Origin of the sequence: Amphibacillus indicireducens (assembly GCF_039539605.1) — a bacterium.
In the GTDB taxonomy this organism is placed as follows: domain Bacteria; phylum Bacillota; class Bacilli; order Bacillales; family Amphibacillaceae; genus Amphibacillus; species Amphibacillus indicireducens.
In genome coordinates, this window is sequence record NZ_BAABDL010000073.1 from 24575 (window position 1) to 39340 (window position 14766).

General features: G+C 42.5%; 14 protein-coding genes. All 14 read right to left on the reverse strand.

Annotated elements, in window-relative coordinates; translation table 11 throughout:
- Positions 1 to 245: 245 nt before the first annotated feature.
- The gene (locus ABD814_RS07025; RefSeq protein ID WP_344911675.1) at positions 246 to 506 is read right to left on the reverse strand and encodes a hypothetical protein; all 261 of its coding nucleotides are present in this window, start codon (positions 504 to 506) and stop codon (positions 246 to 248) included.
- 39 nt (positions 507 to 545) lie between these two features.
- On the reverse strand, positions 546 to 1544 hold the full coding sequence (locus ABD814_RS07030) for an AimR family lysis-lysogeny pheromone receptor (RefSeq protein ID WP_344911676.1): 999 nt from the start codon (positions 1542 to 1544) through the stop codon (positions 546 to 548).
- A 195-nt stretch (positions 1545 to 1739) separates the two neighbouring features.
- Positions 1740 to 2522: a stage II sporulation protein SpoIIQ gene (spoIIQ, locus tag ABD814_RS07035; RefSeq protein WP_344911678.1), complete on the reverse strand. Its 783-nt coding sequence runs from the start codon at positions 2520 to 2522 to the stop codon at positions 1740 to 1742.
- A gap of 75 nt (positions 2523 to 2597) precedes the next feature.
- Positions 2598 to 3641: a stage II sporulation protein D gene (gene spoIID, locus ABD814_RS07040; protein WP_344911679.1), complete on the reverse strand. Its 1044-nt coding sequence runs from the start codon at positions 3639 to 3641 to the stop codon at positions 2598 to 2600.
- A gap of 524 nt (positions 3642 to 4165) precedes the next feature.
- Complete coding sequence (gene murA / locus ABD814_RS07045; protein WP_344911680.1) at positions 4166 to 5473, reverse strand: UDP-N-acetylglucosamine 1-carboxyvinyltransferase; 1308 nt, start codon at positions 5471 to 5473, stop codon at positions 4166 to 4168.
- A gap of 37 nt (positions 5474 to 5510) precedes the next feature.
- Entirely contained in the window at positions 5511 to 6188 is a 678-nt protein-coding gene (locus ABD814_RS07050) for a YwmB family TATA-box binding protein (protein ID WP_344911682.1), read from the reverse strand.
- Between the two features lie 229 nt (positions 6189 to 6417).
- Complete coding sequence (locus tag ABD814_RS07055; RefSeq protein WP_344911683.1) at positions 6418 to 6651, reverse strand: DUF1146 family protein; 234 nt, start codon at positions 6649 to 6651, stop codon at positions 6418 to 6420.
- Positions 6652 to 6777: 126 nt separating this feature from the next.
- Positions 6778 to 8931, reverse strand: coding sequence for a S8 family serine peptidase (locus ABD814_RS07060; RefSeq protein WP_344911685.1), 2154 nt, complete (start codon positions 8929 to 8931; stop codon positions 6778 to 6780).
- A 502-nt stretch (positions 8932 to 9433) separates the two neighbouring features.
- Positions 9434 to 10063, reverse strand: a complete 630-nt coding sequence (gene upp, locus ABD814_RS07065; RefSeq protein WP_344911687.1) for a uracil phosphoribosyltransferase — start codon at positions 10061 to 10063, stop codon at positions 9434 to 9436.
- 160 nt (positions 10064 to 10223) lie between these two features.
- Entirely contained in the window at positions 10224 to 11459 is a 1236-nt protein-coding gene (locus ABD814_RS07070; protein WP_344911688.1) for a serine hydroxymethyltransferase, read from the reverse strand.
- Between the two features lie 150 nt (positions 11460 to 11609).
- Positions 11610 to 12047 (reverse strand): ribose 5-phosphate isomerase B, encoded by a 438-nt coding sequence (gene rpiB, locus ABD814_RS07075; RefSeq protein WP_344911689.1) that lies wholly within the window; start codon positions 12045 to 12047, stop codon positions 11610 to 11612.
- A gap of 77 nt (positions 12048 to 12124) precedes the next feature.
- Positions 12125 to 12700 (reverse strand): low molecular weight protein arginine phosphatase, encoded by a 576-nt coding sequence (locus ABD814_RS07080; protein ID WP_344911691.1) that lies wholly within the window; start codon positions 12698 to 12700, stop codon positions 12125 to 12127.
- A gap of 208 nt (positions 12701 to 12908) precedes the next feature.
- Positions 12909 to 13460 (reverse strand): manganese efflux pump MntP, encoded by a 552-nt coding sequence (locus ABD814_RS07085; RefSeq protein ID WP_344911692.1) that lies wholly within the window; start codon positions 13458 to 13460, stop codon positions 12909 to 12911.
- Between the two features lie 70 nt (positions 13461 to 13530).
- The gene (locus ABD814_RS07090; RefSeq protein WP_344911693.1) at positions 13531 to 14562 is read right to left on the reverse strand and encodes an L-threonylcarbamoyladenylate synthase; all 1032 of its coding nucleotides are present in this window, start codon (positions 14560 to 14562) and stop codon (positions 13531 to 13533) included.
- Positions 14563 to 14766 lie beyond the last annotated feature (204 nt).

The window sequence follows — 14766 nt, forward strand, 5'->3', positions numbered from 1 at the left end:
TAGCTCCTATTCGTAAGAAATCCACTCGATTAGAACCACGATCTCTGACGATTAGCTCCTATTCGTTAGAAATCCCCTTGATCATGATCACGATCTCTGACGATTAGAGCCTATTCGTGGCAGATCAGCTGAATTACCGACCGATCTCTAAAGATTACCAACATTCCAGGTCAACCAAACCTTCTCACTAAAAGTTAAAGACCGAACGCATTATTTGAGTTCGGTCTTTAGGTGGATCCTCTGGCTTAGAAAATTTCTCCGTGCTCGGGATCGCTTAGAATTCCGACACGGCCTGGATCTCTATAGATTTCGCCATGTTCGGGATCTCCAAAGATCTCACCGTGTTCCGGATCTCTAAAAATCTCACCATGCTCGGGATCACTAAAAATTTCCCCGTGCTCGGGATCGCTGGCAGCCTCGACAGAAGGTGTAAAGTCTAGTTGTGCGACTGACAAACCAGTAACAATCATGAGTGTTAAAATAACCTGAGTTACTTTACGCAACATGTTTGTCACCTCCTTAGTTTTTATATGAATCAACTGAAGCTACAGCGTTTGCAATGCTGTTAGTGGTAGCCGTGCAAAAAAGTGATCGCTACGGTGCTCTAGGAATTCATTATACGATTGAAGTAGGATGCGACGATCTTGGTAAGCACGCCCGATATAATACTTGGTGAATGGCGTATCTTCAGTTACTTCTGATAAAATACGTTTAGCTGTTTTAAAATCCCCCCGTGCTAAAGCTAGATGTGCTTGTTCACTTTTGTTTGGTGTTTCTATCCCTTCAGTCCGTTTAAAATGTGCATAAATAAATGGTTTATTTGAATTCTGCACGGCTGATATTAATTTTGGCAAGTTATTTTTTTCAGCGAGACGAATCGTTTCATTTAAATGATAATTAGCTAAATCAAAATCATCAAAAATATACGATAAGCTCATGTTGATGTGCAAATTCGCTAAATACCGAATATTCGTCGTGTTAACTAATGATTCAAAACCATATTTCCTAGCCAAAACCATTTCATTCCGCTTCCAATAATGGTGGAATAACACGAGATTCAGGCGTTGCTTCAACAAAGGCGATAAAATCGGATCATTAACTTGCTTAAGTTTATCCGTAAGTGGGTCTAATCTGTTCGCAACCGCACTGTAATCAAAGATATCAAAGTAGATTGAAATCTCTAAAAAAAGCTGGATACATTGTAATTCAACTTCATCTGTCCGAAAGCTTTGTGCTAATTCAAGTAATTCACTCTTAGACAATGTTCGTTTTTGCTTCATCATGATCAAATTATAGAGATTCGCCCACTCTCGGTTTCGTTTCGAGCGACTCTGGTTATTTTGTTCTAACAACTGGTCAAAAGCTTCCATGTAACCATTCATTAGTAAAAACTCTAAACCGATACATTGTGAATATGAGTCGGTTGTTTTGAGAAAGTAGGTTTTTAATTTTTCAGGGTGCGATTCAACATCATGATGTGTTTTTAACCAACTCAAATAATGGTCAGCATCTCTAAAATCTGCTAGTCCATCTATCTTAGACATTGAATTCCCTTCCCTTCATTCCCATCTATTTATATATACCCATTATTACATATTTTCATTTTTTTACAAGGAGTTTTTGTAAATATATTCAACTATAAACAATGAATATGACAAACTGTTCAATAATTCAACCTTTTTCGCAAAAGACAGATTAAAAAACCCAGTACTTTATTATAAGTACTGGGTTTTCTGAGATCAAGTTTGCGGTTTTGGTAAGCTTGTTTCGAGATCTGGATTTTCACGTTCTTGATCTGGTTCAGTTGGCGCCTCGCTTGCTTCAACAGTCAAATCTGCCACTGATTGATCAATATACAACTCTGGATTAACCGGCTGATCATCTTTACGAATTTCAAAATGGACATGAACACCTTTATCCTTATTGAAGACGTTCGTTCCAGCATGGGCAATCACTTCACCTTGAGCAACACTCTGCCCTTCCTTCACCTCAACATCAACCAAGCTCGAGTAGTATGTCGTCACATCATGATCATGCTTCATCTGAACAACAAGCCCAAGCAACGGATTTTCCTTCACTTCAACAACTTCACCACTTAAAGCAGCGACGACCGGTAACGGCTCATCATTTGTCGCAGCAATATCAATGCCTTGGCTCTGGTAGTATTTATTGTTGTAGAATACAAGTGCTTGTTCTTGATCCTCTTGATCCGCCTCATGATCATAAAACTTAGTCACAATCTGCGTCTTACTCTCAGCCAAAATTGGTAAACTGACATTCTCCACAGGTGTCGTCACCGGCTCAGATGGCTCATCCAAACCAAGCGCCTGATCACCCCTGAGCTCATCTTGATAATTAAAATCAAGATCTAAATCTGGCTCCGAAATTCGATTCGTATTTTGAAACCAAAGTACACCAGTTAACAACAATGCCGCAACAACAAGATAAAGCGCCGGGAAAAAACCTTTCTTACCAACAATCCGCTTCCAGTGGTGCTTAAGACCACGCTTTTCCTCTTTCATATTTATCACCTCAGCAACCATTGTGATCAGAAAGAGGCATTTATATACATTTAAATTATTTTTTTAGCAAAAATATTAATCAACCCGCGCCGTCACCCACTCCAACTGAGGTAACTCCCCCTCACTCAACTGCGAAATCTCAACCCCCTGATAATAGTGCGCGACGATCTCCGCATACGTCTTCCCTTCCTCCGCCATCCCATTCGCTCCGTACTGACTCATCCCGACCCCATGACCAAAACCCTTCGTCGTAAAAATCAAATGGTCATCCTTTTGCTCGATCTCAAAATCAGTTGAACGCAAACCCAAAACTTCACGAATTTCTCTTCCTGTGAAAAATTCTCCACCCAACTGAACCGTTTTTACCCGACCACTATTTGTATACGTTGTCGGCGCCTGTTCAATTTGCACGTTAAGCTGAATCCCAAGCAGTGACTCAACATCAGCAATCGCGATACTCTTCTGATCTAAGTATCTTGGTGAAACAACATCCCACGGACTTTCAACACTGACCAAATAAGGCAAAGGATTTTCCCAATAGTCTTCGGCATTTTCTGTCTTACCATTACTCGTTGAGAAAAAAGCAGGTGTAATTGGTTTTTCCTGATACGTTAAGATTTGTCCGGCTGTTCCGAGCACGGCGTCAGTAATTTTTTCCATTTTCCAGTTAAAATCAGTCCCCCACTGTTCCTTCAGTTCATCTTGATTTTTATAAACCTGATGCTGAACGGTATCGGTAATGATTGGTTCTGGATCAACGGAGCCAGTTGATAGCATATACTGAACGATATATGTTCGGGCTGCTAAAGCTTGGGCTTTTAATGCCTCCAACTCAAATTCAGCTGGCATTTCAGAAGCAACGACACTCGCTACATATTGTTCAAGTGGAATCGATTCGACTTCATTTGAAACCGATCGCTCGACATGAACAGTGAGCTCACTTTCATTCGTTAGATCTATGACGTGATCAACGGACTCACTCGTTACCCGCTCTACTTCGTCTTTTGAAAATAGTAAAATAATTAATGATGGTAGGCTCAAAACCAAGATGGACGTTGTGACAATTAAAATGACAATCGGTTGAACTGACCTGCGCTTCGACTGTTTAGCTAAAATCATTAAGCCCTCCAATCTAAATATGGTAAACATTATACTCTATGAAAGGGGAAGTTAAACTATGACGGTTTATTGAGTTAATGATTTAGTTGAAGAACGCACGTGATTTTCACTCTAGGCGGACGCGTTCCGTGGGCATGGCCTCAACTTTTATTGTTCCACTGCCGTGTCACAATAAGGATTTTCGGACTCATGCTATTCCCACAGGAGTCGCCGCCTGCCGTTACAATCACTGGATTAACTTTCGTCAAATTTATTGAATTAAAATGATTATATATAAGGTTTGCTAAATATAATGACTTGATGATTAGCAGTTAGCCGAACCGTAGACTCCAGTGGGACCAGCACGAGCTGAAGATCCACCTAGGAAAGCGATCTTCTTTCCTAGGTTAGCTGAAGCCGTGCCCACGGAACGCGAAGGTTCGGCTAACTGCGGGTTTAAATCAACCAAATCTAAAAAACTCCCCTTAGGGTTAGGTTAATTTTTTGTTAGAAATTAGCCTAAGCTTAAGGGGAGTTTGGACGGTTTATAATGAAGAGACTTGTTCGACCGTTTCTTCTGGTGTAATTGTTGAGCTTTCGTTGACACGTTCGATGTCGGCACCGAGTGCGCGTAAGTTTTCAACAAGGCCGACGTAACCACGGTCGATGTGCTTCAGTTCAGTGACGCGTGTATAACCGTCTGCGACGAGGCCAAGCAAAACAAGCGATGCACCTGCTCTTAGGTCTGTTGCTTGAACTTCTGCACCTTGTAATTCACGATCACCTTTAATGACGACACTTCGTCCCTCAATTTTCATATTCGCATTCATGCGACGAAATTCTTCGACGTGCATGAAGCGATTTTCAAAGACAGTTTCTGTGACGATACTTGTACCTTCAGCTTTAAGCATGAGTGTCATCATTTGTGACTGCATATCGGTTGGGAAGCCTGGGTATGGCAATGTTTTGATATCAACTGGGATCAGTTTTTCCGGTCCAATGACACGAATACCATTTGGTTCTGGGATAATCGTGACACCCATTTCTTCAAGTTTTGACACGATTGCACGACAGTGGTCAATTTCTGCACCTTCAACGAGAACATTTCCACCTGTTAGGGCAGCTGCAGCCATATAAGTCCCTGCTTCAATGCGATCAGAAATAACGGTATGTTCTGCACCTTTTAGTGTGTCAACACCGTAGATCTTGATCGTTTCTGTTCCAGCGCCAATCACTCGGGCGCCCATTTTATTGAGGAAGTTTGCTAAGTCAACAATTTCAGGTTCTTTAGCAGCGTTTTCGATAATTGATTTTCCTTTAGCAAGTGTTGCGGCCATCATAATATTTTCCGTTGCACCAACACTAGGCACATCCAAATAGACCTTTGCGCCTTTCAAAGGTTTATTTGCATATGCTTCAACATAGCCATTGCCTACATGGACTTTTGCTCCGAGTGCTTCGAAGCCTTTTAAATGTAAATCAATCGGACGTGATCCAATTGCACAACCGCCTGGCATGGCAACTTTCGCATGGCCATAACGAGCGAGCAGTGGTCCTAAAACGAGTACCGATGCGCGCATTTTTGTCACGTATTCTAATGGTGCTTCTGTAAGTAACTGATTAGTCGCATTGACGGTTAGTTGGTTATCTTTTAAATTAACATTTGCGTTCATATGTTTTAAAACATCTTTTATTGTGTATACATCTGCTAGTGCAGGGACGTTATTGATTCTTGATACACCTGTAGATGCCATCAGTGTTGCGGCGATTACGGGTAAAACAGCATTTTTTGCTCCTTCAACCTTAACTGTTCCGAATAAACGGCTACCACCTTTAATGATTATTTTTTCCAAGATGCATTCTCCTCTAAATTTCAAAGTCTATATATCATTAGTATTCAGTCATTAGGATAGGTGTGCCTATCATGATTTGTTTTTCTTGATTCGACCTTTGTCTGACTGAAATCTGTACGTTCATTTGTTCATTTCCATAAGGTATCTGTTGGTTAAATTGTGTTGTATAGCCTGAGATGACTGTTAGATCAGGCTCTTCAATTCTATCAATCTCTTGATAGTTTAAGTTTTTTTGGATTTCCGCAAAAAAATATCCACTTAACATCATATCATGACTAGATATCTTTAAACAAGCATATTGTTGCTTTTCTGTTGTGTAAATAGTGGAAATAAGTGATTTAACAGTTTCAGCATAATCATCGGTTCGATTCATGTGGTTAACATTTCCTAAAAGCTGATAATTAACGGCTTGATTGACTTGCTCGATCGAATCGATGATTGTGATTATTTCATGTAGATCATCGTTTAGCTTGCGTTCGTATTGATTGACTTCATTTGTTTTTTGAAAACCTGCTCTGATCAGGGCGAGTTTAATTTGTTCAGTTTCGCTTGTTGTGAATGTTTCTTTAATTGTTAGTTCACCGAATTCAATTGGGTAGTCGTGTTGGTCGGCAAATTGAATCAGTTCGTCTAATGGTGTTTCAACTTTAGTTGGCATCGGCATAATCAGTTGAATCATCATTAAAACAAGTAAACTATGAATCATTATTTTCATTTGTTTCTCCTCAGTTCTTTTTAGTACCCAGTATCACCGAGGAGGATTGGTTTTATTCATTTGGTTTAGTATAACCTTCCCGATTTCTAAAAAAGTTAACCTGTTTTTTGTGTTTGAGGTTGGATAGATGGTTTGGATTGTTGTTGTGGCGGGGATTGTGTTTGGTGAGGCTTTCTGAAAAAGGAGGGGGGATTGTGATTTTTCGCGGTTGGAAAAATCACTGGGGTGGTTAAAACAAGTATGATATTTGTTGTGTCCAATTGATTAAGTCAATGAAAAAATGACTGACGGTTGAACCGATTGTAATTGTTAAGAAGATGATTACAATCCGTGCTTCTGTGATGCGGTTTTTCTTAAACAGCTCGTCTAAGCGGACGGCCTGAAGTACTTGCCAGGTAATAATGATAAAAATAAAATGTGAAATCATATTGACAAGTGCTTGTGTGCCAAGGTTTTGTAACATGTTTATTCCTCCTTCGATTTGTGTTATTTCCCGGGAAATATTAGCGGTTGATGTCGAATGTTTATAAGAAAGTTGTTTCTTACCTACTAAAAAAACTTTAACATAGCTCGTGCAATTGTTAAAGTTTTAATGTTGGATCAATTGTTGAAATGAATTGTGTTGGTGGTCAGATTCAATTGTGACATTGATTAAATAATGGTTGAGCGGTTTGCTATCAGAGAGGTCGATTTCTGTTTCAAGTAGTCCCGCTTCAATCCCATCTGCATAATAAAGTTGACCGAGATACGCGAATGTGACTGGGTCATAATGATCGACAGTTAGTGAGTCACTCTGATCGGCAATTTGAAGTCGAAGATGATAAATCTGCTCATCTTTCGTACTTTGCTCGAGTTCAAAACCAGCAATTTGGGGAAACTCTGCTGTTTGGTTAATAAATAAATACGGTAAATCATAATTCTCTTCCTCGATCGTTACAGTTAAATAATCTTGATGGATTCCTGTCTCAAGTTGTTGCGGTCGAATCGATAGTTTGACTTCAATCGGCGTTGGCTCGTTCGGTTCGAGTATTGTTGTCATTGGTAGCGTCCATTTGATTCCCTGTTTAATCTGCGGTCGCTTGAATGCGAGCTTGATCGGCTCAGTCGTTAGATTAGTCACCGTTAATCGATGGGTCTGCTCGTTGATTCGTTGATCAATTAGACCAAAGTTAATCGTTGAATTTTCAATTAAAACTGGCGTTTGAAGACTTTCAGTTAAATTGACTTCTCCCATCCCTTGCTCAATCGGCGCTTGATTTGCTAGTCGGGTTGCTTGGGTGAGCAGGGCTGCTTTTAATTGGGCTGGTGTCCAAGTCGGGTGTGCTTGTTTGAGAACGGCGAGTACTCCAGCGACATAGGGGGCAGCCATACTCGTTCCTTGTAAGCTTGCGTAGCCGTCGGGAACTGTGCTGATGATATCAACACCAGGTGCGACGAGATCAGGCTTGATCTGCCAATTGGCGGTAACCGGACCACGTGAACTAAAATTGGCAATTTTATTCTCATGTATTTCATATGTTGTCTCGAGCCAAACAGTCGGATTCGTTTCGACTTCTGATTTGAGCCATTCACCGTCGGCTTGTGAAATAAAGACGGCCGGTAAATCGATTTCGCCATCAACACCTGCTTCGATCGGCTCCGGGGAATCATTGTAGATCACTGCCGCTTCTGCATTCGCTTGTTGAGCTTGGGTGAGTTTTTCATAAAAACTGATCTCCCCACGTTGGAATAAGACGATTTTTCCGGTTAGATCCGGGAGTGGCTCAGTGCCTAAGCCGTGGTCTGCGATTGGATAATCTCGGGTGAGTGTCCAGTCTGGGGTATTGGCAATTTGGCTGAATTCGATTTGTTTTCTGTGCTTTGGTTCGGTCAAGATCGGTGTTTGGTACATTTGGGTTGATGCGCCGACTGCGATCGCGTCGGTGGCGGTAGCTGGTGAGCCGACCGTCCATTCGTCTGGACCTGAGTTTCCGTTGGCGATCACGACTGTGACACCGTGTTTGATCGCTTCGTTGACGGCTAGACTAGTCGGATAGTCTGGCCCGTTAACATTGTTGCCGAGCGAGAGGTTGATGATGTCCATCCCGTCGGTGACTGCTTTTTCGAGAGCAGCGATAACTTGAACAGATGTGCCTGTGCCACCAGGACCAAGTGCGCGATAGCTGTAAAGTTCCGCATCTGGTGCGACGCCTTGGAATGTGCCATTCGCTCCGATGATTCCGGCAACATGGGTGCCGTGGAGGGTAGGGTTCCCTTGAGTAGGGGTCGTTTCCATCGGATCATCGTCAAAATCAACGAGATCGTAGCCACCTTTGAAGTTGGGCGCGAGATCTGGGTGGGTATAGTCGATGCCAGTGTCGATCACGCCAATTTTGATTCCCTTTCCAGTGTAAGTTTGGTCGGTGGGTTTCGGTTGTGCTGGCAAGTCTAAGTCGGCTTGATTGAGTAATTGGATGTTTTCAGGTGTCACCGTGTAAGTTGTGACCGGATATGCTTGCTTTACCGCATCAAGTTCACCGATGCGATCGAGCTGGTGTTTGCGTCCTTCAATCGCAATTCCGTTAAAAAGGGTGTCGAATTTTTCGAGAATTGTGACTGATGGGAAATATTTTTCAAGCTCTGTTTCAAAGTCTGTTGCTGAAGTATGTAATTCGAGTAGTATTTTCGTTGTATGATGTTGTTGGGCGCTAGTTGGGAGTGGCAGCGCGATGAGTAGAAGAATAATTAATAGACTATTTCTCATTAGTTCCACCTCTTTTTTTATTGTAGTATGGTTTGTTTGGTGAAAAAAAATACATTCTAGGAATTGCTCTCAAGTTGAGCGATTTGTTCTCAAGTTCAGCGATTTGCTCTCAAGTTACGCGATTTGCTCTCAAGTTCAGCGATTTGCTCTCAAGTTACGCGATTTGCTCTCAAGTTACGCGATTTGCTCTCAAGTTCAGCGATTTGCTCTCAAGTTGAGCGATTTGCTCTCAAGTTACGCGATTTGCTCTCAAGTTCAGCGATTTGTTCTCAAGTTCAGCGATTTGCTCTCAAGTTCAGCGATTTGCTCTCAAGTTCAGCGATTTGCTCTCAAGTTCAGCGATTTGCTCTCAAGTTCAGCGATTTGCTCTCAAGTTCAGCGATTTGCTCTCAAGTTCAGCGATTTGCTCTCAAGTTCGTCGAATTCCTCAATACACAGCGAACCATTTTTGAAAAATAAAAAAACTGCCTCTATAGAAGAAGCAATTTTTTGGTAGTTCTATTTATTTTGTTCCGAAGAGGCGGTCGCCTGCATCGCCTAGTCCTGGAACGATGTAGCCTTTTTCGTCGAGTTTCTCGTCAATTTGTGCGAGGTAAATGTCGACGTCAGGGTGTTTTTCTTGTAAGTATTTGACACCTTCTGGGGCAGCGATTAGGCAAACAAATTTAATGCGTTTGGCGCCGCGCTTTTTCAAGGAATCGATCGCGTCTACAGCTGATCCACCTGTTGCAAGCATCGGGTCAACAACGATTAATTCACGCTCAGAAATGTCGCTGGGCATTTTGAAATAATATTCGACAGGTTGTAATGTTTCAGGGTCGCGGTATAGTCCGACGTGGCCGACTCTTGCTGCTGGGATGTGGCGTAAAACTCCATCAACCATGCCTAAGCCTGCTCGTAAAATAGGAACGATCCCAATTTTCTTACCGCTTAATACGTTTGATTTCGTTTTTGCGACAGGTGTTTCAATTTCGATTTCAGTTACAGGCAGGTCGCGTGTGATTTCGTAGGCCATCAGACCAGCGACTTCATCAACTAATTCACGGAATTCCTTTGTTCCTGTGTCTGTTTTTCGAATATGTGTGATTTTGTGTTGTATTAATGGATGATCCAGTACAAATACATTGCTCACGTTCGATCACTCCTTTTAAGATTATATATATCTCTAAAATTGTACAGAAAATCGTGGTTGCTTTCAAGTGAAGTTTGAATGTTTTTGCGATATTTATTAATTAGGTCTATTTTCAGACGAAAAAGTCGAAACACAACTCAGCTTGTTTCGACTTTTTAATTTAATTATAAATTGGGAAACGATCTGTGAGTGCTTTGACTCGTTGTTTCGCTTCTTCAAGTTTTGCTTCGTCTTGATGATTTTTTAAAGTAAAGGCAATGATTGAGCCGACTTCCTTAAGTTCTGCTTCTTTAAAGCCACGTGTTGTGACAGCTGCTGTTCCGACGCGAACACCACTTGTAATAAATGGTCCTTCAGGGTCAAAAGGAATCGTGTTTTTGTTCGTTGTCATGCCGATATCGTCGAGAATTTTCTCAGCGTCCTTACCGGTGAGGTTCAGCGCGCGCACATCAAGCAAGAGCAGGTGATTATCGGTTCCACCAGAAACGAGGCGGATTCCCTCTGCTTCGAGGCTCTCAGCAAAAGCTTGTGCGTTTTTAATAATTTGCGCTGAGTAATCTTTGAAGCTTGGCTCAAGTGCTTCTCTGAGTGCCGTTGCTTTAGCAGCAATCACGTGCATTAGCGGGCCACCTTGCATGCCTGGGAAGACTGATGAATCAATCTTTTTCGCGTGTTTTTCTTTTGTCAAAATCATGCCGCCACGTGGACCGCGGAGTGTTTTATGTGTCGTCGTTGTGACAAAATCGGCGTAAGGAACTGGGTCTGGATGGTGACCTGTTGCGACAAGTCCTGCAACGTGTGCCATATCAACCATCAGGTAGGCGCCAACTTCATCAGCGATTTCACGGAATTTTTTAAAATCAATTATGCGCGGGTATGCACTTGCACCTGCAACGATTAATTTCGGTTTAACTTCGAGCGCTTTTTCACGAACGGCATCATAATCAAGTACCTCAGTTTCTTGATCAACACCGTACTCTTCAAAGTTATACAGTTTTCCACTGAAGTTAACTGGGCTACCGTGCGTCAAGTGCCCACCGTGAGATAGATTCATTCCAAGCACTGTATCGCCTGGTTCTAGAAATGCAGAGTAAACGGCCATATTTGCTTGTGCGCCAGAGTGTGGTTGCACGTTCACATGCTCAGCACCGAATAATTCCTTAGCGCGATCACGGGCGAGGTCTTCTGCGATGTCGACATACTCACAACCACCGTAGTAGCGCTTGCCTGGATAACCTTCAGCGTATTTGTTTGTTAAAACTGAGCCTTGCGCTTCCATAACTGCCTGTGAGACAAAGTTTTCTGAAGCAATCAGTTCAATTTTATCGTGTTGACGTGCTCTTTCTTGTTCAATCGCTTGGTACAATTCTTGATCACTTTCTTGTAAAAATTTCATCCTAATCGTTCCCCCTCAATCCTCTTTTGTAAAAATATTATTTGATCGTAGATGCGTTTGCTCTACTGAATAATAAACAGTTCAGGACCCCTTTTTTCTAGTTGCTAGGATTACATTTTGTCATGAGGACCAGTTTTTTTGTTAGCGATCTTAAGCTTCGTAATCAGAAACTTTGTCGATTCGACGTTGGTGACGACCACCCTCAAAATCTGCGCCAATCCATGTTTTAACAATTTCCTTTGCGAGGTCGACACCAATAACACGTGCACCCATCGCTAGGACGTTTGAGTTATTATGTTCGCGTGTGACGCGTGCTGTATAAACGTCATGGACCAGTGCACAACGGACGCCTTTAACTTTGTTCGCAGCAATTGACATCCCAATTCCTGTCCCACAAACAACGATCCCGCGGTCATATTCACCTTTAGCAACAAGTTCGGCTGCTGGAAATGCGTAGTCAGAAAAATCGACAGAATCTGCTGTATTTGGTCCTGTATACGTTGCTTCGACGCCAAGTTCTTCTAAAAATGGCTTCAGCTCTTGTCCTAGTTCATAGCCAGCATGATCTGCTGTAACAATTACTTTCATGTTTCATTCCACTCCTCATAAAATATCATTATGTCTATTGTACTCATTTTTTCGCTTAATTAATAGCTAATTTCTCATTATTCTGGCAACTTTTCGATTAATTTATCGATTGCTTGATCAATTTCTTCGTATGCTTGTTGATAGACAGCTTCGTCTTGGCCAAACGGGTCAGCGATATCTAAGTTTGGTACCTTTTCTTCAAGTCGAGCAATTTCATCTTGCTCTTCTTGGAAAAATGTACTTAGGTCATGGGCGTGTGCTTGGTTAACGAGGGCACGTTTTTCTTCAATTTTTAAGCGCGCCTCTTTAAGCGCTTGCCAAATCGCTTCAACCTCGTCACTAACATACTCTTTTAGTGTATATGTTTTGCCAAAGCCCGCTGGAAAAAGAGACACAACCGCATGTTTATGTTGATTTGTCATCGTCAAAATTAAATCAGCCCAGTTAATCAGATCATCCGTGATTGGTTGTGATTCACCACTGAACTCAATTTTGTTTGCTTTAAGTGTGGTGATTGCCTTTTGATTTGTCGGTTCGCCAGCTATCGCTGCGATTCCTGCCGATTGAACTTTGAGATCTGATTTTTGTTGAAAAATTGCTTCTGCCATCGGACTTCTGCATGTGTTCCCTGTGCAGACAAATAGTATCTTCATCATTTCTCCCCTTAGCTTTTTTAATCCTCTAAATCATATCATATCAGAGGGATTCAACCAAGTTGAGCAAACCGATTTTAGTGCGTTGTCTTTGATGATTAGGGTGAGTTTTTAACGAAAAAAAGAGATCGCTGAAAAGCTGATCCTCGGATTAGAACTAGATTTTTTAGTGAAGTCTGATGAATCGTGCGGATAACAACCGCTATGATTAGCTATAAAAAATAATCTTCAGGCCGATTAGGCAGAGGATTGCGCCGCTGATCCAGGTGAGTGAACGGTCGAGGTTGCGTTGGACTTTTTTCGCGATTAGTAGGCTTGTCCAGGCGGCACACATCGAGACACTGCCGAAGAGTGCGATTGCCAACGTTGTTTGAAAGCCGGACATGCCGAGGCTGATGCCGACAGGAAAGCTATCGATGCTGACTGATAATGCGAGCATAATGATTGCTGGGATTGTTAATGTTCTGGGTGGTGCTTGGCGGATTTGTTCGGCGAAGGTTTGAAAAACGAGGTGGGCGCCGATGCCGAATAGTAAAAGACCGCTGAGTAGTTCGGCAAGGTGTGTGATTCGGTCGATCAGGATGCTACCGATCAGGATGCCGAGCAGTGGAATGAGCATGTGAAAGAAGCCGATCCAGAGGCCGATGGTGGCGATTTTTTTCAAGCGGAGTGGGCGGAGGCCGATGCCGAGGCAGACCGAAAATGCGTCAAAGGCGACGACAATTGAGAGTATTAGCGGTGTGAGCATTGAGCGTAGCATGGAAATCCTCCTTAAGCAGACGAGCTAACTTAAGTTTATGCTTGGCCAAATAAAAAAATGACTCGGTGATTCACCTGTCATTTTCTTCTGTTTCAATCCGATCGGCGGCTTTGTATAGGCGGTTCATAATCGCTTGACCAAGCCCATCTGTCGGAAAAACCTCCGCCAAAATAAGATCGACTTCCGTTTGTTTAAAAGCTCTGAGTGATTGGTAAAGCTGGTTTGCGATTGTGGCGATATTTTCGATCGTGCCACACATATGAATCTGGTCAGCACTAAGCGTGGTTGCTAGTTCCTCGCTCGCCAACACACCGACCTTTTGCCCGTTCGCTCGGTAGTGATCAATTTTTGCTTGAAAAAAATCTTTGTCGCCATCGATTAAGACTAACGGCACGTCCGGTTGATAGTGAGTATATTTCATTCCGGGTGATTTCGGTTCGTGTTCGGCAATCGCCACGCTAGTGATTTCAATCGGATAACCGAGGACTTCCTCGATCTCTAATTGTGTCACGCCACCTGGTCGAATAATTTCTGGTTGATCCCCGGTACAATCAACGACTGTCGACTCCAAGCCAACACCTGTTGATCCGCCATCTAGAATCGCTTTGATTTTTCCATTTAAATCTTGAAACACATGGATTGCGCTCGTCGGACTCGGTTTCCCGGAAAGGTTCGCGCTCGGCGCCGCGACCGGCAAGCCAGCTTTTCTAATCAATTCTTGTGCAGCCGGATGATCTGGAATGCGAACACCGATCGTGTCTAAACCAGCCGTCACCTGAGTGGAGATTTTTCCGTTACTTGGTAGCACAACCGTTAACGGTCCGGGCATAAAAGCTTCGATTAATTTTTTCGCATCGGGCGAAATTTCTGTCACGTAGCGTGCGATCTGCTCAGTGCTCACAACATGAACGATGAGCGGGTTATCAGCCGGCCGTCCTTTAGCTGAAAAAATTTTCTCCACCGCTTCAGGATTTGTTGCATCTGCCCCGAGACCATAAACCGTCTCAGTCGGAAACGCAACGACTTCCCCCGCTTGAATATATTGAGCGAACTGATCTGTCGCCTCTTCATTCCAGATTAAAAATTCTGTTTGCATTGACATAAATGAGTCCTTCCTTCATCTTACAGAGTTATCCACAGCTTATTAACAAGCTAAATTCACCATGCGCCTATTTTAGCGGTTAATTTAAATTTACACAAGTCAGTTTTTGGTGATTGTTTTATTAAAAAATTGACTCGCCTTGATTTCCAGTCGGAATATGGATCTAAACCCTGCCATGATGGCGTTTCTGTGATCAATTGATCT

Coding starts and splice junctions, on each gene's coding strand:
- rpiB (WP_344911689.1), bottom strand. CDS start 12,047: ATGAAAGTAATTGTTACAGCAGATCATGCTGGCTATGAACTAGGACAA.
- ABD814_RS07030 (WP_344911676.1), bottom strand. CDS start 1,544: ATGTCTAAGATAGATGGACTAGCAGATTTTAGAGATGCTGACCATTAT.
- ABD814_RS07055 (WP_344911683.1), bottom strand. CDS start 6,651: ATGTTACAAAACCTTGGCACACAAGCACTTGTCAATATGATTTCACAT.
- ABD814_RS07025 (WP_344911675.1), bottom strand. CDS start 506: ATGTTGCGTAAAGTAACTCAGGTTATTTTAACACTCATGATTGTTACT.
- ABD814_RS07090 (WP_344911693.1), bottom strand. CDS start 14,562: ATGTCAATGCAAACAGAATTTTTAATCTGGAATGAAGAGGCGACAGAT.
- ABD814_RS07085 (WP_344911692.1), bottom strand. CDS start 13,460: ATGCTACGCTCAATGCTCACACCGCTAATACTCTCAATTGTCGTCGCC.
- ABD814_RS07060 (WP_344911685.1), bottom strand. CDS start 8,931: ATGAGAAATAGTCTATTAATTATTCTTCTACTCATCGCGCTGCCACTC.
- ABD814_RS07050 (WP_344911682.1), bottom strand. CDS start 6,188: ATGAAAATAATGATTCATAGTTTACTTGTTTTAATGATGATTCAACTG.
- ABD814_RS07070 (WP_344911688.1), bottom strand. CDS start 11,459: ATGAAATTTTTACAAGAAAGTGATCAAGAATTGTACCAAGCGATTGAA.
- ABD814_RS07080 (WP_344911691.1), bottom strand. CDS start 12,700: ATGAAGATACTATTTGTCTGCACAGGGAACACATGCAGAAGTCCGATG.
- spoIID (WP_344911679.1), bottom strand. CDS start 3,641: ATGATTTTAGCTAAACAGTCGAAGCGCAGGTCAGTTCAACCGATTGTC.
- spoIIQ (WP_344911678.1), bottom strand. CDS start 2,522: ATGAAAGAGGAAAAGCGTGGTCTTAAGCACCACTGGAAGCGGATTGTT.